Genomic DNA, 21,560 nt, shown 5'->3' on the forward strand with positions numbered 1-21,560 from the left:
GTGCCAGATGGCATGAGGTCGGTCAGTCCTTGATCTCGCAGATCACGGCGCCGGACGAGAGGGAACAGCCGACCTCCGCGGTCAGGCCCCTGACGGTGCCGGAGCGGTGCGCGCCGAGCGGCTGCTCCATCTTCATCGCCTCCAGGACGACGATCAGGTCACCGTGCTCGACCTGCTGGCCCTCCTCGACCGCGACCTTGACGACCGTGCCCTGCATCGGGGAGGCCAGCGCGTCGCCGGAGGCGGCGGAACCTCCCCTCCGCACCTCGCGGCGCTTGGGCCTGGCGCCGGCCGCGAGTCCGGTGCGGGCCAGGCTCATGCCGAGCGAGGACGGCAGGGAGACTTCGAGGCGCTTCCCGCCGATCTCCACGACGACGCTCTCGCGGCCGGTTTCCTCGTCGGTGTCGGCGTCGGTGGGGGCGGCGAAGGCCGGGATCTCGTTGACGAACTCCGTCTCGATCCAGCGGGTGTGGATGGTGAACGGGTCCGCGGTGAACGCCGGGTCGGTCACGACCGCGCGGTGGAAGGGGATCGCGGTGGCCATGCCCTCCACGGTGAACTCGCCCAGCGCGCGGGCCGCCCGCTGCAGCGCCTGCTCACGGGTGGCGCCCGTCACGATCAGCTTCGCCAGGAGCGAGTCCCAGGCGGGGCCGATCACGCTGCCGGACTCGACGCCCGCGTCCAGACGGACACCCGGACCGGACGGCGGGGCGAACAGGGTCACGGTGCCGGGGGCCGGCAGGAAGCCACGGCCCGGGTCCTCACCGTTGATCCGGAACTCGAAGGAGTGCCCGCGCATCTCGGGGTCCCCGTAACCGAGCTCCTCACCGTCGGCGATGCGGAACATCTCCCGTACGAGGTCGAGGCCGGTGACCTCCTCGGTGACCGGGTGCTCGACCTGCAGACGGGTGTTGACCTCCAGGAAGGAGATCGTGCCGTCCGCGCCGACCAGGAACTCGACCGTGCCCGCGCCGACGTAGCCGGCCTCCTTCAGGATCGCCTTGGACGCCGCGTACAGCTGCGCGTTCTGCGCCTGGGACAGGAAGGGGGCCGGGGCCTCCTCCACCAGCTTCTGGTGGCGGCGCTGGAGCGAGCAGTCACGGGTGGACACGACCACGACATTGCCGTGGGTGTCGGCCAGGCACTGCGTCTCCACGTGCCGGGGCTTGTCCAGGTAGCGCTCCACGAAGCACTCCCCGCGCCCGAACGCGGCAACCGCCTCACGCACCGCGGAGTCGTACAGCTCCGGGATCTCCTCCAGGGTGCGGGCGACCTTCAGCCCGCGCCCGCCACCGCCGAACGCCGCCTTGATCGCGATCGGCAGCCCGTTCTCCTCGGCGAACGCCACGACCTCCGCCGAACCCGAGACCGGGTCCGGGGTGCCCGCGACGAGCGGGGCACCGGCACGCTGCGCGATATGGCGGGCGGCGACCTTGTCACCCAGGTCCCGGATCGCCTGCGGCGGCGGCCCGATCCACGTCAGCCCGGCATCCAGCACGGCCTGCGCGAACTCGGCGTTCTCCGAGAGGAACCCGTAACCCGGGTGGATCGCGTCCGCCCCGGAATCCGCGGCGGCCCGCAGGACCTTGGCCATGTCCAGATAACTGGCGGCCGGAGTGTCACCGCCCAGCGCGAATGCCTCATCGGCCGCACGCACATGCAACGCGTCGCGGTCCGGGTCCGCGTAGACGGCCACGCTCCCGATCCCCGCGTCCCGGCAAGCACGGGCAACACGGACAGCAATCTCGCCACGATTGGCGATGAGCACCTTGCGCAGCATGTTCCTCAAACCTCCACGGGTCTCAGTGGGACGCCACGTCGGCCGGGATGTCGCCGGCGGTCCGAGCGATTGCCTGATGCGCCCGGAAAAAGCGAACGGCCCAGGTCCGAGGACCTGGGCCGTGCACGGTGTCCGAGATGTCAGCGGGTGACCGCACCCGCGAGTACGTACCTCTTGCCGCCGATGCCGCGGACGCCGGGCATCGTGATGGCCTGGAGGCACTCCTTGGGGCGGCTGCTGTTCATGAACCCCACATGCGCCGCCTCGTCGACCCACTCGGCCCAGTTCAGGACGCGGGTGCCGTCGAGGCTCAGGTGGAAGTGGGAGGAGACCAGGCCGGGAAAGGGAGTGCCGAGCGGCCCGTCGATGAGGTTGTCGATCGAGCGCCGCTGCCGGTCCCGCCCGTCCACGTCGAAGACGGGGGCCACCAGCATGGTGGGGATGCTGCCGGGTTCCAGGACCCGGCCCCGGTAGAGCTTGTAGCGGACCGGCTCGGTGGTGTTCTCGTCCGGCTCACCGAGTCCGCCGTCCCGGACGAACGCGCGGTAGGCGTCGTCCGAGGTCCACTGGGCGTAGGTGAGCACGTTCTCGCCCTCGGTGCTGACGAAGACGCTCACCGAGATGAATCCCTCGGGCAGAGAACCGTTTCGGTACGGCGCCAGGACGCGCTCCACCTCCGCACGCTGGAGTCCGGGCCCCCCGACGTACAACGGAGTCACCAGCGCGACTCCGGCATCCTCGCGGGCGACATCCGGATAGGGGATGGGGGCATCGGCCATGGGCTTCTCCTTCGTGCCAAAACTGTTGGTCCGTCAACCATGATGGCAAAAGCCGGAGTTATGGGAGCCGATGGGCGCCTGTCGGCCATCCGTCAGAAGCCGATGGCGCGATACAGGTGGTAGCGGGTGAAGCCGATCGGGCGGACGCCCGGGGTGTCCGTGGCCAGGCGCAGCGACCGGTGCCGGGTGGCCCCCTCCAGGAACGTGATGTGCTCCTGATCGCTCGTCCACTCGGCGAAGTTGATCACGCGGGTGCCGTCGATGCTGAGATGGAAGTGCGAGGCGATCAGCCCGCCCTGGTCGGTGCGCGGCGACTTCTCGATGTTCTCCGTGACGGAGGAGACGATGTACTCCTGGCGCTCCCGGCCGTCGACGTCGAAGCTGGCGATGACGACCGCGGCCGCCGGTCCGGTCTCCGGGGCGAGCAGCACGCTGCGGTGGAGCCGGTACTCGACCGGCTCCACCCGGGCGGCCTGCGCGGGCAGGCTGCGGATGAAGGGCCGGTAGCCGTCGGGCCGCGTGCACTGGGCGTACGTCATCACGGTGAAGTGATCGCTGCCGGTGCTCAGGTAGCACGAGAAGGAGAGGACGTCGGCGGGCCGGGAGGTCCCTTCCCAGGCGTCCGCGATCTCGTCGAGCACCGCGCGGCCCCGGTCCTCGCTCGCCACGTGCCAGTGGCTCATGAAGACGGTGTGCACGTCCTCGCGGTCGATGTCGGGCGCGGCCGCCTGCTGGACCCGTGTCTCTGTCATCGTCGTCGTCTCCTGGTCTGTTGTGATGGCCCGGCCCGGAGCTGCCCGGCCGGTGGACGCCCCGGCCGGTGCTCAGCCGGTGGGCTCACCGAAGTGGCGGTGCAGGGCGGTGTCGAGGCTGCCTGACCCGGCCACCCAGGCCACATAGCCGTCGGGGCGCACCAGTACGGCTTCGGCGTCGACCGTCTCGCCGTCCGCCGGTGCGGCATCGGCCAGGCCGGCGGACCGGATGTCCACGTGGGGCGCCCACCTGGCCGCGATGCGTGCGGGCTCGGGGTCGGAGCCCAGGGACAGCAGCACTCCGCGGGCCGGGTGCAGCAGCCGGGTGCTGCGGGTCTTCTCGCCGTCGTCCAGTACCAGTTGGACGTCGGGCAGCCGCCGGCCGAGCAGCGGATGGCCCTCGGAGCCGACGTCGTACCGGATCTCCAGGCCGCTGACCAGCCCCGAGAGGACCAGGGCCGCCTCCTCGCCCCGGAACACCTCGGTGAGTACGTCGCGCAGCGGCTGCATCTCGGGTCCGCCGAGGAAGAGCGTGGCCTGCGCCCGGGTGTTGCGCAGCAGCTCGGCGCCGACAGGGTGGCGCTCGGAGTGGTAGGTGTCCAGCAGCGCTCCGGGAGACCGGCCGGTGACGACGGCGCCCAGTTTCCAGCCGAGGTTGACGGCGTCCTGGATGCTGACGTTCATGCCCTGACCGCTGGCGGGCAGATGGACGTGCGCGGCGTCCCCGGCCAGCAGTACCCGGCCCCTCCGGTACTCGGACGCCTGCCGTGCCGCGTCCCCGAAGGAGCTGACCCAGGCCGGGGTGGCGCCGGAGATGTCGTCGCCGCTGACCCGCTTCCAGGCTTCGGCCACCTCGCTGAAGGCCGGGGGTCCGGTGCGTACCAGTGGCGCCCTGCCGTGTTCGGAGACCACGACCCGGGTCATTCCGTTGCCCAGGGGCGCGGCCAGCAGCATGCCACCGGGGCGGCGCTCCCCGGACCACTTCGGCGGTAGCCGGAGATCCCGCACATCGGCCAGCAGCAGTTCGGCGGTGGCGTCGGTGCCGGGGAACTCGAAGCCGCCGGTCCGCCTGACCACACTGCGGCCGCCGTCGCAGCCCACGAGGTAGGGCGCTGCCAGCCGGACCTCGCCGTCCGGTCCCTCGGCCCACACCTCGACCCCGTCACCGCTGTCGGTGAACCGGGTCAGCCGGTGTCCCCGCCGGATGTCGGCCCCGAGCTCGGCGGCCCACTCCCCCAGCGCGACGACGGTACGGGCCTGGGAGATGCCGGTGACGCTCGCGTGCCGTCCGTCGCCGACCGCGAAGTCGACCGGCACACTGCCGAAGTGGCCGCCGGGGGAACGGTTCAGCTCACCGAACCTGGGCAACAGCCCGCGCTGGTCGAACACCTCCAGGGTGCGGGCGGTGAATCCCATGCCGCGCGACTCCGCGGTCGGCCGGTCCTCCTGCTCCAGGACCACGACCCCGGCGCCGGCCAGCCGCAGTTCGGCGGCCAGCATGAGCCCCGCGGGCCCCGCTCCTGCCACGACGACGTCTGTGTCCCACTGCGCGGACTGGCTCTGCATGGCGTGCCTCACCCCTTGCTCTCGTGTGCGTTGTCGCGTTCGGCCGCGCCGAGATCCTCCTCGGTGACGGTGATCGCCCCGGTCGGACAGCAGTCGGCGATGGCGTGCAGCCGCTCCAGCCTCCCGTCCGTACCGTCGGGGGCCAGGGCGACGGCGATCCCGTCGTCGTCCAGCAGGAACAGGTCCTGCGCCATCGACTCGCACAGCCCGGTCCCGAGGCAGAGCGTGCGGTCGACCTGGGCGGAGCCACTCATGACGGCCGCCGGGGGCCGGTGGGGGCATTCACGTGTCAGACCTCCTGAGGTACCCGCGCGACGGCCTTCGCCGATGCGGCGACGGGCAGTGCGACCAGGCGGCGGATCGCCCAGTTGTCGATGTACCGCATGCTGCCCCGGGGGGCGTTGAGGGCCAGCTCCGGGAAGCGTGCGAACAGGGCGGGGATGGCGATGGCCCCCTCCAGCCGGGCCAGTGCCGCGCCCAGGCAGTTGTGCAGCCCGTGCCCGAAGCCGACATGGCGGTGCCCCTCGCGCCGGAGGTCCAGGAGCTCGGGCCGGTCGAACCGGCGGGGGTCACGGTTGGCCGCCAGCAGCCCGACGATCACCGGCGCCCCCGCAGGCAGGGTGGTGCCGGAGAGCTCCACCTCCTGTGTGGTGACCCGGAACAGGGCGGTGCTCAACGCGCCGTCGTAGCGCAGGAGTTCCTCCACCGCCGGTTCGGCCAGCTGCGGGTCGGCACGCAGCAGGTCCGCCTGGCCGGGGTGGTCGAGCAGCGAGAGGACGGCGTTGCCGATGAAGCCGCGCACGGTGTCGCTGCCGCCCATGATGATCGCGGCGACGATGCCCGTCAGCTCGTCCTCGGTCAGCTGGTCGTCGGGGTCACCGCCCCGGATCAGCGCGGAGGTCAGGTCGTCGGCGGGGTTGCTGCGCTTCTCTGCGACCAGCTCGGCCGCGTACTCGCAGATCCTGCCGAACGCCTCCGGCACCTTGTGCATGAGCGCGGGATCGGACGGGAACGCCTCGTTGAGCGCGCTGACCAGCTCACGGTGGCGCTCGATGCGCATACCGAGGATCTCGCCCAGAACGCCGGCGGACACCTCGCCCGCGTAGTCGTCCATCACGTCGAAGGTCTCGCTGCGCGAGCAGTCGTCGAGGATCCGGTCCACGTGCTCCTGCACGGTCTTGCGCCACTGCTCCACCTGGCGGGTGGTGAACGCGCCCATCGCCCGCCGGCGCAGCCTGGTGTGGTACGGCGGGTCGACCACCGAGATGCCCCGCGCCAGGATGGTGCCCTCGGCGGCGACCAGACCCGCGGCCCGGAACTCCGCGTTGCCCCAGGTGGAGGCCTCCGCGCTGTAGTGCTGGTCGGAGAGGACGGCCTTGACGTCGTCGTAGCGGGTCACGAGCCAGGTCTTCACGTCACCGACGGGGAAGCTGAACTCATGGACCGGGGAGTTCTCCCTGAGCCAGGAGAGAGTGGCGTGCGGATCCTGGTAGTAGGCGGGCGAGAACAGGGCGGCGGGCGGTTGCGCCGGGGTCGACGGGGTCATGACGGTTCCTCTCCTGGGGCGGGCTTCGGGGTCAGAGTGCGTTCCAGGCATCGGCCGTGGGCGCGAAGAAGCCGCGCAGGGGTGGCGGGAAGACCCCGGCGTCGGCGGCGATGCCCACCGTCCGATGCACGTACCGGGCCAGCCGCTCGACGTTCGCGGGCCCCAGGGCTTCGTACGGCCGCCGGTCGAGCCTGCCGGTCTCGGCCTCGACCTCGTCCCTCAGCGCCGCGCCGCGCGGGGTGAGCTCTCCCCCGGCGTCGACCAGCCCGCGGTCGGCGAGGCGCTCCCGGCCCGCCGACCACTCGTCCTCCGTCCAGCCGCGCATCGGCATGACGATCTCCTTGGCCATGCCGTGGCTGCTGGCGCAGTCGATCACGAGCGAGTCCACGCCCGTCAGTTCGAAGTGATCCAGCACGGCGACGTGTCCGTCGCCCCGGTGCTCGCGCAGCACCGTCGCCGCGTGCCACAGGGCCACGTGCGGGCGTTCCGGCAGGTCGAGCGCGGAGTTCGCCGCGTACAGCGGGCGTCCCGGCAGTGCCCCCGCCTGGGCTGCCACGGTCGCGAGCTTCGCCGCCTCCGAGAGCTCCGCGGACCGCACGATCCTGGTTCCCAGCAGGCGTTCGAGCGCGGCGGCAACCGCATTCTCGCGGGCCCGGAGCGCCCGCTCGGGCGATATCTGATCCCAGAGAGTGGGAATTCTTTCAGAGATGAGGCGGGGCGCGAACGAGTTGAATACAGCGGCCACCACAGCGGGATCCACGGGGCCGAGTGCGGAGGCCCGGCCGGCAAGGTAGACGCTTGAGTGATCAGTAATCCCGAACGGTGCGACTTCATCAGCCAGATCGGCTGTGAAATAGGGAATTGAATGGAGCGCGTTCACTGCCTGAGCGCAATGACGCGCGTATCCATGATTTCTGTACTGCTGATCCATGATGCCCTCAAGGCTGGGTGTCGTGGTCGGGCACGAAAACCGCTGGAGTCTGGCATGAATACCGCTGGAGCGGACGCCGACGGGTGCGCAATGGGTGCGCAGGAAAAGAAGAAAGCCACCGCGATGGACGCTGGTGGCTGTAATGACTCAGGGGCCTGCACCAACTGCCTCGTGAGCGGGCGCCGGCGAGATTTGCGCAGACCAGTGGCCCGCGAGAAGTGTGACAGTTGCTTGTGAGAGATGTCAACATCATTTCTGATTGGTCGAGTTACGTACACCGCGACGACTCCAGAGAGCGTGATGCGGCCCACATGAGGTCGTCTTGACACGTCATAGCCGGCAGGCGTGACAATTGATGATTGTAGTAACCAACGTCTGGTTGATGGAGTGATGGAGCTCTTCGCCCGATTTGGTTACGTCACGTTTACCGCTCCGTACCAGGTGTTTGCGTCACAGCAAGGCGAAGAGCCGGGCAGGCGTGGGCACTTTCCGGCCAGCGGAAGGGTGCTGGCCGCAAAGTCGGGACGCTCGGGATACAGGGGATGCGAGGCCAAAAGAGTGCAGCAGCAGCAAGATTGCTCGGAAGCGTCCGTACAACGGTCCAAGAGCCATCACCACACACCCGAAGCGGAATGGCCGCGTAGTTCTCTGGCCGAGAGACTGATTGCCAAGTTGCGGGACGTCGGAGAGGTTTACCGGGAAAGCGAGGAAGAGCTGGCGGTGCCGAGCGGAAGGCCGCTGGAACGTGTCAGTGGCACACAGTCGGTCGGCATACGCCTCGACGAGGAGACGCTGACGCTCCGCTCGCGGGTCACCGACCTCCTGTGCTCCTGGGCGGGGCTCGTGGTCTCGGAGCGCAGGCTTACGGCCGCCGTCGGCACGGAGGTCCCCGCCCTGCTGCACTTCCTGAGCGGCCAGGTCCGCTGGCTGGCCGAGCACCCCGCGGCCCAGGACCTGGACGCCGAACTGTCCGCGCTCCTCGATTCCTCCCGGGCACGCCGCGACCCGCAGTCGTACGAGGTCTCCCTCGGGGTGTGCTGCCATCCCGGCTGCACCGCCGGACTGCGGGCGACACTGTCGGGAACCGGCCGCACGGTCTACTCCCGTGTGGCCTGCGACGCCGGCCACACGGTGCCGCCCAGGGAGTGGCTGCTGCTGTCCGGCCGGGCGCGGACGGCGTCGGACACCGGCCGGTCGGGCGGTGCGGCGTGACGGAGAAGGGACGCCGGCGCACCGTACCGACCGAGCTCGCCGCACTGGCCGCGGGCGTCAGCCAGGCCACGATCCGTAAATGGGTGAGCCGAGGAAAGATCACCCGCTACGGCAGCCCGCAACGCGCCGAATACGATCTGGACGAGCTGTACGAAATCCTCTCCCGCTCGGCCCGGACGCCGCGCCCCGACTGACTCCGGCGCCGGCCGGTGCGTGTGCGTACCGCCCGCCGCTCGGCGAAGGCCGCCGAGCGGCGGGCGGGGGTCAGACGGCCCAGGCCGAGGCCACGGACACGGCCTGCCACGGAGTGAGCCGGGGATCGCAGAACGAGGTGTAGCGCTCACCGACGCCGGCGAGGTCGGCCTCGGTGGTGGCGCACTCGGTGACGTCGTCGGGAGTCGTCTCCAGATGCAGACCACCGGGAACACCACCCGCGTCCCGTACGGCCGTCACGAAGCGGGACACCTCCAGCGCGACGGTCTCCACCATCCGGGTCTTGTGGCCACTGGGTGCGGTGACGGTATTGCCGTGCACGGGATCGCTGAGCCAGATGGCGGCATGGCCGGCCTCGCGCACCGCCTCGACCAGGCGCGGCAGCCGCTCGGCGACCTTGCCGGCGCCCATCCGCGTGATCAGGGTGAGCCTGCCCGGTTCGCGCCACTCGTCGAGGCGCTCGCACAGTGCCACCAGTTCCTGGGGCTCCATGCCGGGACCGACCTTGCAGGCCACCGGGTTGGCGACCTGGGAGAGCATGGCGACGTGGGCGCCGTCGGTCTGACGGGTGCGCTCACCGATCCACGGCCAGTGCGTGGAGCCGAGGAACAGCCGCCCCGCGTCGTCGGTGCGCAGCATGGGCACCTCGTAGTCGAGCAGCAACGCCTCATGGCTCGTCCACACCTGCGGGCTCACGACGTGACGGCCTGCGGCGCGCTCGCGCCAGCCCAAGTGCTCGACGGTGTCGCTGGCCGCCATGTAACCGGTGAGGATGCGCAGGGGGTCGAGTCGGCGGCTCTCGCCGTTCGCTTCCGGCCCGTTGACCATGTGGCCCCGGAACACCGGGAGTTCGGTGCCGTCGACGACTTCGGTCGGCTGGGACCGCGGCTTGGCGAACTGCCCTGCTATCCGGCCCGCGCGCAGCACGGGCTTGCCGGAGATCAGCCCGAGCGTCCCGGCCAGCAGGTCGAGCACCGCCACCTTGCGGGCGACATGCTCGGGCCCGCACTGCTCGGGGTCCTCGGCGCAGTCGCCCGACTGCACCACCAGGGCCTGCCCCGAGGCCACGACGCCGAGGAGCGTCCGCAGGGTGGCCACATCGTCGGGCTGTACGAGGGTGGGCCGCGCGGCAAGCGTCTCGGTGACCCGGTTCAGCTGGAGCAGATCGTTCCATTCGGGCTGCTGCAGTGCCCCGCGGACGCTGATCTCACGGATGACGTCCTTCACGACGTCCTTCATTGCGTACTCCGATCCAACGGTCGTGTCGCTCGGGTCGGGGAACGTCGTCAGGCCGGGATCCCCGTGCGCTTGGTCTCAGGGACGGGAACACCCGCGGCCCGCAGCGGGCCGGAATCCGTTGACGTTCTCGATCCCGGCCGTCTTCCGCACGGCGTCAAGGAGCCCTTGATGCGGCCCACGTCGCTTCAACAGGCGTACGCACAGGGAGGGTTGAGGTTCTCAATCGAACCAGGGAGCCCGCTGCGTCGGGCCCGTGGCGGGCGTCCTCGACGGCCGCGCAGGACGGGTTCGGCTGCTGATCATGTGGTCAACTTCCCTGGTTCTCGTCAGAATCGGAGCCTCAAGACGAAGTCGAAGAGCGTTCTTCGAAAAGTATTGGCGAGCGGACTTGAGACCCGGTCGAGTTTTTGTCGTGATCGCCGGTGACACCGCCCACCCGGGCCGGGGCCCGGCCCCGGGCCCGGGGCCCGGGTCCGCGTGTCAGTCGATACCGCGTACGACGTGCGGCTCGGCGATGTCGTCCTCGTCGATGCCCGCGAGCCGCAGCGGCGGGATCGAGCCCATTGAGCCCGGGGAGAAGTCCACCGTCTCGTGAACGAATCCGAATCCGATGTCCTGTTCCTTGATGTCCTGCACGTGGTCCTCCGTCTCAGCAGGTCGGTGAAGTGTCAGCCGTGGAGCATCTCCACTGGCCGGACACTCCTCGAACCGGTCACGGCGCGGTGGATCTCGAGCGCCGCCGTAGATCGGTTGAGCGTGATGTAGTGCAGCCCCGGGGCGCCCTCTGCCAGTAGCCGCTCGGCCATGGCGGTGGCGTACTCGACGCCGATGCGGTATCCCAGTGCCGGGTCCTCGCGGGCGGCGTTCAGCTGGTGTGCCAGGTCCTCGGGGAACGCGGCGCCGCTCAGTTCGGCGAAGCGGCTGATCTGGCGGGCGTCGGTGGCCGGCATGATCTCCGGGATGACCGGGATGTCGCAGCCCGCCGCGGCCACCCGGTCACGCAGCCGCAGATAGTCCTCGACCTGGAAGAACATCTGGGTGAGGGCGTAGTCGGCGCCCGCCCGGCACTTGGCGACGAAGTGCCTGATGTCGCTCTCCCAGTCGGGCGAGCGAGGATGCCGTTCGGGGAAGGCCGCAACCCCGATGCTGAAATCACCGAGCTCCCGGACGAGCGAGACCAGTTCATGGGCGTGCCGGAAGCCGTCGGGGTGCGGGATCCACGGGGCGTTCGGATCACCGGGCGGATCCCCGCGCACGACGAGAACGTCACGCACTCCCGCGTCGGCGTACTGGCCGATGATGTGGCGCAGCTGCGCCACCGAGTGGCCGACCGCGGTGAGATGGGCGACCGGGCGCATCGTCGTCTCCGCGACGATCCGCTTGGTCACCTCGATGGTGCGCTCCCGCGAGGAGCCGCCCGCCCCGTAGGTGACGGAGACGAAGTCCGGCGCGAGGCGCTCGACCTGGCGGATCGCCTGCCACAGGGCGCGCATACCGGCCGGGGTCTTCGCCGGGAAGAACTCGAAGGAGAACGAGGGGGCGCGCCGGTGGAGGGTCTCACGCAGCATCGTCATGTCGGCCCCTGGCCTCGATGGTTCCGGTCACCGCCATACGCACGGGACTCCTTCGATCGCTCGGATCTTCAACCATGTTCGATCGCTCGGATCTTCCACCATGCGGCCCCGCGCACGAGGATCCCTCGCGAAACGCTGGAATGCGCGTGGATGCCGCTGCCCTTTCCAGCCCGTTGCGCCGTCGGTTCCTTTGCGCGTCGGTTCCTTCCCTGGGCCCCGGGCATCTCGTCGGGCGTGCCCGCGCGCCAGGTGGTACGTAGTTGAACGACTTCTGTGAGAGCCGTTCTCCCGGGAGCCGCCGTCGCGCGAGAACCGGGTTTTTCGGGCTCCGCCGGCCCCGTGCGGGCTCCGGGTCGGCGAACGCCCTTCCACGCAGGTCCTGGCAGCGGCCCGGAGCACCCCTCCCCCACCGGTGCCGCGACGCTCCCCGCCGGACCGGCCTGCTCGCCGTACCGGGCGACATACCCCACCGCCGCGAGGCGCCTCGACCTGCCACAGCACGCCGCCCACCGGCAGCTCGCCATCGGTGGGGGTGCGAGGGAGGCGGCCGCTGTTTGATGACCGGGCCAGAAACCCTGCCGGGCGGCGAGGCCCTCTGGACACGCAGGGAATCCGTGACTCCGCGAAGGTGGCGGCGCGGGCCGGGCCGTGCCGGCCGGGTTCCTGCTGTCGCCCGACTCTCCCGTGTGGGATCAGCTGTTGTGACCTTGCGGGATGCGGCCGGAACGGTGTCGTCGATGGCAGCGCGGAGGCGGAGTGCGCGGCCGCGCTCGCGGCACGCCGGCAGGTGGTCAAGGCGTTCCCGGCAGCGACGGGAGGCACCGCGCTCGGGCCGCTTGCTGGTTGCCGTCCGGTCCTTGGCCGACAACGCCCTTGTACGTCGTATCCGGGTGCGGGAGCGACCGGCCTCTCCCCTGGCGCACATCGCGTTCCTCGGTATGGAGCCCGGCGTACCTCTCCCCATGGGCGCCGCAGTGGCCCGCAGTAGGGGGGGCCGGGAGCCTTGGGATGGGGAGATCCGCGTCCGGCGGACCCGGCCGTGTCGCGAGGACCATGGGCGGCTTCGTGGGCAGAGCTCCAGGCGTGACCGGGCATCGCCGGAACACGCGAGGGCCATCCCTTCGGGGGCTTATCGATGCTCCTGGAGAGCCGAGACGGAGGGCCGGGATAGACGTGGAGGGCTCGGGTGGGAAGAGCGTGCGAAAGCGGGGACTGCAAGCGCGCTTCCGGCCTGTCGCAGCGAACAGCCTGGAAGCAGGAAGCCTGTATCGGTAGGACAGGTGATCAAGGAATGTCCGGCCCGGAGCAGACTGTGCGCAATCTCCCAAGGCGGCTCGCCCTGTGTCACCTCAACCGGCCTGACAACGGAGAGGCGACATCAGGCACATGTCCGGTACCGGGCTGAATGCGAGCGACGCGTGACGAACCATCCCCTGCTGAGCCATTCTCCCGCGCGGGTGCCTGCTACCCAGCGGAGAGAGCGACCACCCCTCGTCACCACACTGCGCACCCGGCATGCTCTCTCATAGTCCAGCCCTCGGGGGCTGCCCCCCTCGATGCCTGACTGCTAGTGCTGGGCTGGTAGAAGTAGTCCACTTTCATCGCGACTGTTCGCCACCTGGTGCCAAGAGAGCAGGAGATCCTGCATCTTCGCGCATCTCTCACCGCCCCTCATGACTACCGAACGACGTTGCCACTCTCAGCACGTCAGCGTCCGTTGCACGTAGCCAGAATCGGCAGGCAACATCTGGCGACCATCGCCATCCTGCATCTGCGAGCGAACTCCGGCACTGGTTCTCCGATTCGGGCTGATGGCATCAGTCATCATCTTCATCGGTACCGGATCAGAAGCTAGTGGAACGAGGGGAACCGTGGCGCTAGTATGCAGGGTGAGGTAAGCGAAGAACAGCCTCTGACCTGGGTAAACAAACAATGTCGCAAACATCGACGCAAGCTTGTGAGCACATAGGAGTTGCGGCATGAAGAACCGCCTGATGCCAAACTTTGACAAGAGTGTGCATCAACGGTGTCGTGACGGTGTTTCTGTAAGTAGCTACTCCTGCCCCGATCAACGCAGCTCGGAAGGCCTTGGTTCTCACCTGTCTCCTCCCCTGTGTCAACGCATACAAGGCGGCCTGTTTGCCGACAGGTTCACTGGCAGGTATGCATACAACATGGCACGTCCATCCGGCGGTGCTGCTGCAAGTCCACCTGCTCGTGGATGCGCGGGTAGACGTGTTGACCTGAGCGCCCATAAGCAGAGCGGTAAGCAGGGGTGCAGGGGTGTCTATCCGTCTCCCTGTGGCTATGCACGTGCAACCAAGGGTCGGCTCAGTAGCCAGCAGCTCAGCACGTGGGCCAACAGGGGTGCGGACTCAGTCCCAGGTAGGCGAGTCCGCCTGACTGCACATGCGGCGACAGACGGACGTGCAGACCTGCGAGGCAGCAGGCATCCAAGTGGGCCTATAGGGAAGCAGTCATGTTGGTAAGGACGCACGGTTGTAGGGGTGCATGCCCAGTAGCAGCGGTGTCCGGCGCCCTGTGTGCTCGTCCATTGAACTGCCGAGCCGCAGGCACGCTGGCTCGGCAGCCGGTATGCGGGTCCATTGCGAAGCCTGTACGCACACATCGTGCTGGGTCTCTCCGCAAGTGCAAGGGCACGCAGGCTTCGCCGTAGACAAGCGGGCCTATGTGCGTGCCAGCAGACCGGCAGGGTTCTATGTCCGGATGCCCGTCGGCAGGGCAGTCCGCCCCAGGGATTGCCCGCGTGTTGATGGTGCGGTTGCGTAGCACACGGGACGGTTAGCTGGACCGTCGGCAAGCGTGGCTGCCTGGCTGTGCATCCGTGGGCAACCAGGCCCATAGGCAGGCATCGAGGCCGCTTGGCGGGCAAGCACGCAGGCGAGCACGGAACCCGGTGCACAGGTCGGTGGCGAAGCAAGCCGACCGGCTGCCTGCCACACGAGCCGCAGTGTCTGCCCGTACCTGTGCGTGGATGCTGATTCGGTCGCGTGTCCGACAACTAAGACGTTGATCTTCGTGATAACTTGTGCTCCTCCCTTTGACGCAACTTTTTTGGAGGTAACTGTCCATATGGAGATGTCTCTTGGCCTCTTCGCTGGGCAGCCGACTCACAGAGCTGCGAAGTGGAACGTATGAGAACCAGCAGTAGAAGCACCCTTGGGACACGCAGTGACACCTATCGTGCTGCCAACCCGAAGTATGCCGATGAGCTGGGACAACGGGGCCAGATGCGCGATTTGGCGCTCCGATCGGCAGGTTCAGGGCCCTACCTGACGCGCTCCGGGGCTGCCACGGAGCGCAGAATCGTTCTGAGCGAAGTCTTGACCATCAGTACCGGAGCAAAAGGGGCGTTTCATGCCCCGATTGCGGTCCCGAACAAGAGTGAGAGGATCCATGGCCAGTCCCTTCGAAGCGCCTGCCACTGATACGCAGCTCGCCGGCATCCCCTGGGAGTCGCTGTCGCACATCTTCATGTTCGGCAACGGCAAGGGAGGCGTCGGCAAGTCCTCCGTCTCCGCGAACGCTGCGGGCAAGGCGGCTCGCAGCGGACTGCGCACACTCATCATCGACTGCAACGCCCAGGGCAACATCGCACGCGAGCTCGGGTACAAGCGGGCCGATTGGAACGACGGGGGAGCGGGGCTCATCGAGGCGCTGCGTACCGGCGCGCCCCTGACTCCGGTCGAGAACGTGCGGGAGAACCTCGACGTCGTCCTGGGCGGCCCGGCGCTCGGTGACGAGTTCGGCATCTTCTTCCACACACTCCTGGCCAAGGAAGGCCCGCACGCGTACCTGCGGCTGCTGATGTGTCTGCTGCCGATCGCGCACCGGTACCAGATCATCATTCTCGACACCCCGCCGGAGAACCCCTCGCTCCAGCGCCTCGCCCTCTCCGCCGCCCGGTGGCTGATCATCCCGGTCAAGAGCGACGGTGGTGCGGAGGACGGCCTCGCGCAGATTGGCCTGGAGTTCTCCTACGTCAAGTTCGTCAGCCACATCAATCCGCACATCGCACTGCTCGGCGTACTGCTGTTCGACACAGGGCGGAACTACAGCAGCATCCACGCCGACGTACGGCGCCAGGTGCAGAAGGTGCTGGGCGAGGAAGCCCACATGTTCAAGCACCTCATCGGGCACACCGAGTCGGTGGCCCGTCTGGTGCGGAAGAGAGGCCTCCTCGTACACGAGTTGGCGGATCAGCGTGCGGCAGGCGATCGCACGGTTCCGGAGACCGTGGTGGGGCTCGACTCGGATTACGAAGGTTTCACCGAAGAGATGTTCGCCAGGGCTCTGGAGCTCAGGAAGGATGCCGCGGCATGACACCGCCGAAGAACAAAAAGACCTCCGACCAGGACGACGAGCAGAGCATGTCGGACGAGGGCGTCGGCAACCTGTTCACCGGTGGCGCCGCACCGTCCGGTGCGCTCGCCGGCTGGGCGGCCCAGCCGGGCCCCTCGGCCCCGGCTGTCCCGGCGGCTCAGCCGGGCCCGGCCGTCCCGCGGCCTCCTGTGGTGCCCCGGCCCACTCAGGAGCTCGTCGAGGAGCCCACGCCCCCGGTCTCCGATGCGGACACCGCCAAGCCGGTCGGGTTCTACGTGTCGACGAACGTGGCCAACCGCTTCCGCAAGCTTCGCAAGCAGAGCGACCTGACCCATACCCAGATCGTGTTCCTGGCGGTGGAAGCCGCTGTCGAGAAGGGGCTCGCTCAGGTCGTCGAGGAGGCACGGCGGGCGCCCAAGTTCCAGTCCAAGCTCTTCGCCGTGGCGACGAACAACACGGACCTGCGGGGGCTCGGGCCGGTGCAGCTGCAGTACAAGCCGACGAGGGCTCAGCGTGGGGTCATCGACGGCCTGGTGACCGAGGCCGGGCTTCCTGACCACACCAAGTTCCTGGCGGTCGTCCTCGACCAGTACCTGCCGGGGCGCAGGGACGCCTGAGAGCAGCCGTGGGGAACATCGTCGGCCAAGCAGCGCTGGCCGGCGATGCCGAATCGCTCCCCTCCAGCATTACCTGAACGACGGCCAGCCCCCGGCAGAGCCCCGGGGGCTGGCACAGCTGCGTTCGGACCCCGTAGGAGGCCAGGCGGCGGGGGAGTGATGGGAGTGCCCGCCGGGCCGCTCCCGCGGGTCCAGAGGCGGTAGAGGCGCGCTCGAAGAAGAGCCCAGGCCCGAGGCAGGGCGGCACGGGGCTGAACGGGACCGGAGGCTCCGGTCCCGTTCAGCCCCGTGGTTCAGTCCCGTACAAAAGTGCAGGTCAGAGCGTTTTCCTGGAGAACAACGGGACTGACGGGGCTGGACCTCGTAGTTATCAGCTGTGTAAGAAAATATGGGAACACGCGTACGCACGCGCATGACATCTGTTTCTCTGTGTAGGGGATAACTACGAGGTCCAGCCCCGTCAGTCCCGTAGTCTTGCGGGATACTGCTTTGACCTGCACTTTTACTGAACGGGACTGAAGCGTTCAGCCCCTCACGGGACTGAACGAAACGCGGGGGACCGAGCCGCCGGGCGGGGGCACGGGACTGACGGGACTCATTTTCCGCGACACGCGGTTCTTCCTCTCCTGCACCCCTTCGGGGTGGGCTACGCTCTGTTCGGCTGACTCGAAAGCTCAGTCCCTTCAGTCCCGTGGTCCCGTCGGCGCGGGGCTTGCCGAGGCGAGGGACAAGACCCGCACGCGAAGAGCCTGAGAAGGACCAAAAGTTGCCCGACCACGCCTCGGCCACCCCGCCGGCTGCCTCTCGGCCGGCGGACGGGCACACGATCGCGCGTTGGTGCGCCCGTGAGGGCTGGCCGGTGCACCCGCTCGCACCGGCACAGAAGACGCCGCCCGCCAACTGCGCCGACTGCAAGGGTCACCACGCCCCGGCCACCTGCCCGTGCAGGAACGCGGGCAGGTGGTGCCACGGCTTCCACGCGGCGACCACCGTCCCCGGGCTCATCGACGCCTGGTGGAGCGCGCAGCCCCGCTTCGGGGTGGGCGTTTCGTGCGGTCCCGCCGAACTGGTGGTGCTCGATGTCGACGCCCACGCCGCCCAAGTGCCCGAGAGGGCCCGGCTGCTGCCCGGCATCCCGATCGGCCCCCAGGTGGACCTGGCGGGCCTGGCCACGGGTTTCGACACGCTGGCGCTGCTCGCGGCCCTGCGCGGCGAGCAGGACCCGGCGGCCGACGAGACCACCTTGCGCGTGCGGACCCCGTCCGGCGGGCTGCACATCTGGTACCGCAACCCGTACCCGGCGACCCGCTACCGCTCGTCCACCGGCTCCAGCCCGCGGACGGCCCTGGCCTGGCAGGTCGACGTCCGGTCCGACAACGGCTACATCGTGGCCCCCGGCGTCCGGACCGCCGCAGGCGACTACGTCCCCGTGAGCGCTGCCCGTGAGCCGGCCCCGCTGCCCGCCTGGCTGGCAGCCGAGCTGAAGCGCACAGGGCACGTCCCGGAGGCCGTGAGTGCCTCTCAGGCGCCGTCCGGCCCCCCGGTGCCCATGCGTCGCTCACGTCCGGCCACAAAGGCCGCAGAACGGCTCCTGGAGCCGTTGCTCGCGGAGGTCACCGCCTGTCGAACCGTCAGGGAGGGAGCGAGCTTCACCGAGAAGCTCAACCGTGCCGCCTACACCGCTGGTGGCCTTGTAGAAGGCGGTCACCTGTCCGGGGCCGATGCGCGCAGCCTGCTTGCGGAGACTGCCCGTACCGCCCGACCGCACCAGGAACGTCGCAATTTCATGGTCATCGAATCAGCTCTGTCCGCCGGCGCCCAGCGCCCGCTCCACCCGCGAGGAAGCTCATGAGCGTCGAGCCCGTACGCTTCGATGCCGAAGCCGCAGCCAGGCAGATTCATCAGCAGAGCCTCGATCTGAACCTGGACCTGCAGCAGCCCAGCCTCCCCGCCCAGCAGAACGAGGCGCCCGCCCAGCACCCCGCGGAGCCCGCCGGGCTGCTGCCGACCGCCCTCACCGACCGAGGGAACGCGAAGCTGTTCGCGCGCCTGTACAGGGACCGGTTCCGATACGTCATCGGGATGGGCTGGCACTCCTGGGACAGGTACCGGTGGAAACTCACCGGTGGCGAGGAGGCCGCCGTCTGGGCCGCGGGGGAGATGGCAGAGCAGTACGCCGACCACGACCCGACCGGGCGGTTCATGGACCGGCAACTGGCCGGACACCGCCGCCACTCGGAGTCGACCGCCGGAGTCAAGGCCCTCCTGTTCCAGGCGCAGGCAGCACCGAGCCTGCGCCTGTACCCCGATGTCCTGGACGGCGACATGTACGCCCTGTGCACCCCCTCCGGCGTGGTGGACCTGCGCACCGGCCGGCTGCGCAAGCCCAACCCGCTCACCGACATGCACTCGCGCGCCACCACCGTCGCCCCGCTCAAGACGCCGGTCCCGAGGTGGGACAGCTTTCTGCGCGACACCTTCGGCGACGACGACCAGGGCCTGGAGACCACGCGCTTCCTGCACCTGCTGCTCGGCTACTCCATCACCGGCGACGTCGGCGCCCAGGTCCTGCCGTTCCTGTACGGCTCGGGCGCCAACGGCAAGTCCGTGCTCCTGGAGGTCATGACCCAGATCCTGGGGGACTACGCGAACGCCGCCCCGCCCGGCTTCCTCATGGAGAAGGGCAAGTTCACCGAACACTCCACCGAGCTGACCGAACTGCACGGCCGGCGCATCGTGGTGTGCAGCGAGCTGAAGCCCAACGACAAGTTCAACGAGGCCCGGGTCAAGCTCCTCACCGGCGGCGACACCATCACCGCCCGCCGCATGCGGCAGAACTTCTTCACCTTCACGCCCACCCACAAGCTCTGGCTGCTCGGCAACCACCGACCGGAGGTCGGCACCGGCGGGCACGCGTTCTGGCGCCGCATGCGCATCATCCCCTTCGAACGGCGCGTTCCCGACGAGCGGAAGATCGACAACCTCGCCGCCGAACTCGTAGCCGACGAGGGCCCCGGCATCCTGCAGTGGCTCATCGAAGGCGCCCAGCGCTACCTGGCCACCCGGGACCCGCTCACCGGCCCCGCGTCCGTACGGGTCGCGACAGCCGCGTACGAGACGACAGAGGACCACATCGGGCGGTTCCTCACCGAACGCTGCACCAAGGGCGAGGGAGACCGTCCCAACCCCGATCTGCGCGTCGAGCAGAAGCTGCTGTACGAGGCCTACGGCCGATGGTGTTCGGACGAGGGCATCCGCTCCTCCACACCGCGCGCCTTCGCCGGCCGGATCCGTCAGGAACTGGGTCTGGCCTCGCCCGCCGAAATGATCAAGAATAACGCGACCAAGCTCTACCCGGGTCTCGCGCTGCTCCCCGACGGCGCTTCTGAAGGGGGCGCTCGATGACAGCAACACCATGCGCCCTGCCCGCCCTTGCCGGGCAACCGTACGATAGGGGTGGTTGCCCCGACCGGTTCCGCACCGCCGGCCCGGGCACGAGCTCTTTGAACGACACACCGCCAGGCCGACCCGCGGCCACCCACACGCAGGAGGGCCGATGAGCGCGCTGCCCCAGGAAGGCGATGTTGCCCAGGAGGTCGAGATCGTGTGGCTCGAGGACCCGAGGGGCCTCGACTACGTCCGCCAGGCCCTGGACAAGGTCAACACGCGCAAGGGCAAGCCACGGTACGAGCGTGACGGCCGTCTCGTCGGCTACACGAACCTCGCCCCGAAGGCGCCCCGCAGTGCCGACAGCGGCCTGTTCGCCCGCCGTACGTTCTACCTGCTGCCGCACGACCGCCCCAACCGGCCCGACGACCCCGAGTGCCCCTACAAGGTCGGCTCGCCCCTCGAGGCGGTCGACCCGCGCACGGTCGCGCCGGGCGAGGTGGGGGAGAAGACCAGCCGCTCACAGGGCACCGCGGAGATAGTCCCGGCCGGTTCCTGAGCGCCGCGTACGGACGGAGGTGTCCCCGTGGCCGGTACGGCGGGTCACGGGGACACTCCGGGAAGAGCGTTGCCGGGCAGTAGATCCGGCTCTCTCGCGATGTGCCGCGGAAGAGCGCGGCGGTGTGGTCACAGAGGCCGCACGGGGCCCGACATGGTCGAGGTGAAGACGGTCTCGCCCCCTTGCCGGCCCACGACCTCCACCGTCATCAGTTCGCTGTTGTCCGCCGAGTGCCCGGCCACCTCGATCCAGCAGGGCCGGTCGAGCTCGGCGAAGCGGTGGAAGACGGTGGCCGCGCTCGCGGGCGGCATCACCAGGGGCGCGGTCAGCGTGCACGCCGCCTGGCGCGCCGCTTCGAGCAGGACCATGCCGGGCAGATGGTCCCCGGCGTGATCGAAGAAGATCGGGTGATCCAGGTCCGGGGCGAGCAGCCAGACGGACGGGACGTCGGTCGGGGTCAGGACCACGTCGGCGGCGAAGCGACGGCCGACGGAGGCCGGTGCCATGGGCGCACTGCCCGGCTCGACCGACGGCATCGCCGGGTCGTCGCCCTCCGGACGGTTCGCGCGCAGACGCGCGTAGACGGGCGGGATGATGGCGGAGAAGCGTGACGTTCCGTTTGCGACGACGGCGTCGCCCCGCCGGATGACGAACTCCATACGCAGATGACTGGTTCTTCGCCCGCTATAGGTGATATCCGTACATCTCACGTCCAGGGAGAAGTCCGTCGGGCAGGAGCCTATGTTCAGGTTCTCCAGGTAGGTCGTGTAATTGAGGTCCCACATCACGAAGTGATGACCGAGCGGGACACCCAGCTCGGCGTGGGCCAGGAACATTCCGGCCTGCCGGAATGTCTCGGCCACCTGCAGCGGATCGTGGCTGAGCCCGTCCGCGCTGTTGAAGAGCGTATGCGCTCGCGGCCACTGCCCGGTGAGGGCGAACCGCAGGTCTTCCTGGGCGGTGCAGCCGGTGAGGAACACCTCCGCCAGGGATGCCCGGTGGACGTATTCCTTGGGAACCGTCGTGGTCAGCTGGGACATTTGCGGCAGTTCGGTATGGCC

Annotated in this window: 18 protein-coding genes; 7 read left to right on the plus strand and 11 right to left on the minus strand. The window is 69.1% G+C overall.

The window, feature by feature from the left end:
* Window positions 1–22 precede the first annotated feature (22 nt).
* The 7 genes from OG892_RS39005 to OG892_RS39035 form a co-directional block, all read right to left on the minus strand.
* Entirely contained in the window at window positions 23–1,777 is a 1,755-nt protein-coding gene (locus OG892_RS39005; RefSeq protein WP_371631822.1) for a biotin carboxylase N-terminal domain-containing protein, read from the minus strand.
* 143 nt (window positions 1,778–1,920) lie between these two features.
* Complete coding sequence (locus OG892_RS39010) at window positions 1,921–2,559, minus strand: antibiotic biosynthesis monooxygenase (protein WP_371631775.1); 639 nt, start codon at window positions 2,557–2,559, stop codon at window positions 1,921–1,923.
* Window positions 2,560–2,651: 92 nt separating this feature from the next.
* Window positions 2,652–3,311 (minus strand): hypothetical protein, encoded by a 660-nt coding sequence (locus OG892_RS39015; protein WP_328698331.1) that lies wholly within the window; start codon window positions 3,309–3,311, stop codon window positions 2,652–2,654.
* 72 nt (window positions 3,312–3,383) lie between these two features.
* Entirely contained in the window at window positions 3,384–4,877 is a 1,494-nt protein-coding gene (locus OG892_RS39020) for an FAD-dependent monooxygenase (protein WP_371631776.1), read from the minus strand.
* An 8-nt stretch (window positions 4,878–4,885) separates the two neighbouring features.
* Window positions 4,886–5,131 carry a ferredoxin gene (locus OG892_RS39025; RefSeq protein WP_073737886.1) on the minus strand — a complete coding sequence of 82 codons (246 nt, stop codon included), beginning with the start codon at window positions 5,129–5,131 and terminating at the stop codon, window positions 4,886–4,888.
* Between the two features lie 35 nt (window positions 5,132–5,166).
* Window positions 5,167–6,423 carry a cytochrome P450 gene (locus OG892_RS39030; RefSeq protein WP_371631777.1) on the minus strand — a complete coding sequence of 419 codons (1,257 nt, stop codon included), beginning with the start codon at window positions 6,421–6,423 and terminating at the stop codon, window positions 5,167–5,169.
* 31 nt (window positions 6,424–6,454) lie between these two features.
* On the minus strand, window positions 6,455–7,354 hold the full coding sequence (locus OG892_RS39035) for a hypothetical protein (protein WP_371631778.1): 900 nt from the start codon (window positions 7,352–7,354) through the stop codon (window positions 6,455–6,457).
* Window positions 7,355–8,074: 720 nt separating this feature from the next.
* Here OG892_RS39035 and OG892_RS39040 point away from each other — a divergent pair.
* Window positions 8,075–8,566: a hypothetical protein gene (locus OG892_RS39040; protein ID WP_079193587.1), complete on the plus strand. Its 492-nt coding sequence runs from the start codon at window positions 8,075–8,077 to the stop codon at window positions 8,564–8,566.
* The gene (locus tag OG892_RS39045) at window positions 8,563–8,760 is read left to right on the plus strand and encodes a hypothetical protein (protein ID WP_073737882.1); all 198 of its coding nucleotides are present in this window, start codon (window positions 8,563–8,565) and stop codon (window positions 8,758–8,760) included. The genes OG892_RS39040 and OG892_RS39045 overlap by 4 nt, the downstream gene beginning before the upstream one ends.
* Before the next feature lie 70 nt (window positions 8,761–8,830).
* Here OG892_RS39045 and OG892_RS39050 read toward each other — a convergent pair whose 3' ends face one another.
* From OG892_RS39050 to metF, 3 genes are all read right to left on the minus strand, one after another.
* A complete protein-coding gene (locus tag OG892_RS39050; RefSeq protein WP_328868556.1) occupies window positions 8,831–10,018 on the minus strand; it encodes a 3-deoxy-7-phosphoheptulonate synthase in 1,188 nt (395 codons plus the stop codon).
* Window positions 10,019–10,498: 480 nt separating this feature from the next.
* Window positions 10,499–10,654, minus strand: a complete 156-nt coding sequence (locus tag OG892_RS39055; protein WP_158072261.1) for a hypothetical protein — start codon at window positions 10,652–10,654, stop codon at window positions 10,499–10,501.
* 32 nt (window positions 10,655–10,686) lie between these two features.
* Window positions 10,687–11,592 carry a methylenetetrahydrofolate reductase [NAD(P)H] gene (metF, locus tag OG892_RS39060; protein WP_371631779.1) on the minus strand — a complete coding sequence of 302 codons (906 nt, stop codon included), beginning with the start codon at window positions 11,590–11,592 and terminating at the stop codon, window positions 10,687–10,689.
* Between the two features lie 3,417 nt (window positions 11,593–15,009).
* On the opposite strand from metF, the gene OG892_RS39065 reads away from it, so the two are divergent.
* From OG892_RS39065 to OG892_RS39085, 5 genes are all read left to right on the plus strand, one after another.
* Window positions 15,010–15,936 carry a ParA family protein gene (locus OG892_RS39065; protein ID WP_158072260.1) on the plus strand — a complete coding sequence of 309 codons (927 nt, stop codon included), beginning with the start codon at window positions 15,010–15,012 and terminating at the stop codon, window positions 15,934–15,936.
* The gene (locus OG892_RS39070) at window positions 15,933–16,553 is read left to right on the plus strand and encodes a hypothetical protein (protein WP_073737879.1); all 621 of its coding nucleotides are present in this window, start codon (window positions 15,933–15,935) and stop codon (window positions 16,551–16,553) included. Before OG892_RS39065 ends, OG892_RS39070 begins: the two co-directional genes overlap by 4 nt.
* Before the next feature lie 766 nt (window positions 16,554–17,319).
* A complete protein-coding gene (locus tag OG892_RS39075) occupies window positions 17,320–18,405 on the plus strand; it encodes a bifunctional DNA primase/polymerase (protein WP_371631780.1) in 1,086 nt (361 codons plus the stop codon).
* Complete coding sequence (locus OG892_RS39080; protein WP_073737878.1) at window positions 18,402–19,958, plus strand: phage/plasmid primase, P4 family; 1,557 nt, start codon at window positions 18,402–18,404, stop codon at window positions 19,956–19,958. The genes OG892_RS39075 and OG892_RS39080 overlap by 4 nt, the downstream gene beginning before the upstream one ends.
* A 151-nt stretch (window positions 19,959–20,109) precedes the next feature.
* Window positions 20,110–20,499, plus strand: a complete 390-nt coding sequence (locus tag OG892_RS39085; protein WP_073737877.1) for a DUF6009 family protein — start codon at window positions 20,110–20,112, stop codon at window positions 20,497–20,499.
* A 128-nt stretch (window positions 20,500–20,627) separates the two neighbouring features.
* On the opposite strand, the gene OG892_RS39090 is transcribed toward OG892_RS39085, so the two are convergent.
* On the minus strand, window positions 20,628–21,539 hold the full coding sequence (locus tag OG892_RS39090; protein WP_242436825.1) for a ScbA/BarX family gamma-butyrolactone biosynthesis protein: 912 nt from the start codon (window positions 21,537–21,539) through the stop codon (window positions 20,628–20,630).
* Between the last annotated feature and the right edge of the window lie 21 nt (window positions 21,540–21,560).

This window comes from Streptomyces sp. NBC_00341, from assembly GCF_041435055.1.
Lineage (GTDB): Bacteria > Actinomycetota > Actinomycetes > Streptomycetales > Streptomycetaceae > Streptomyces.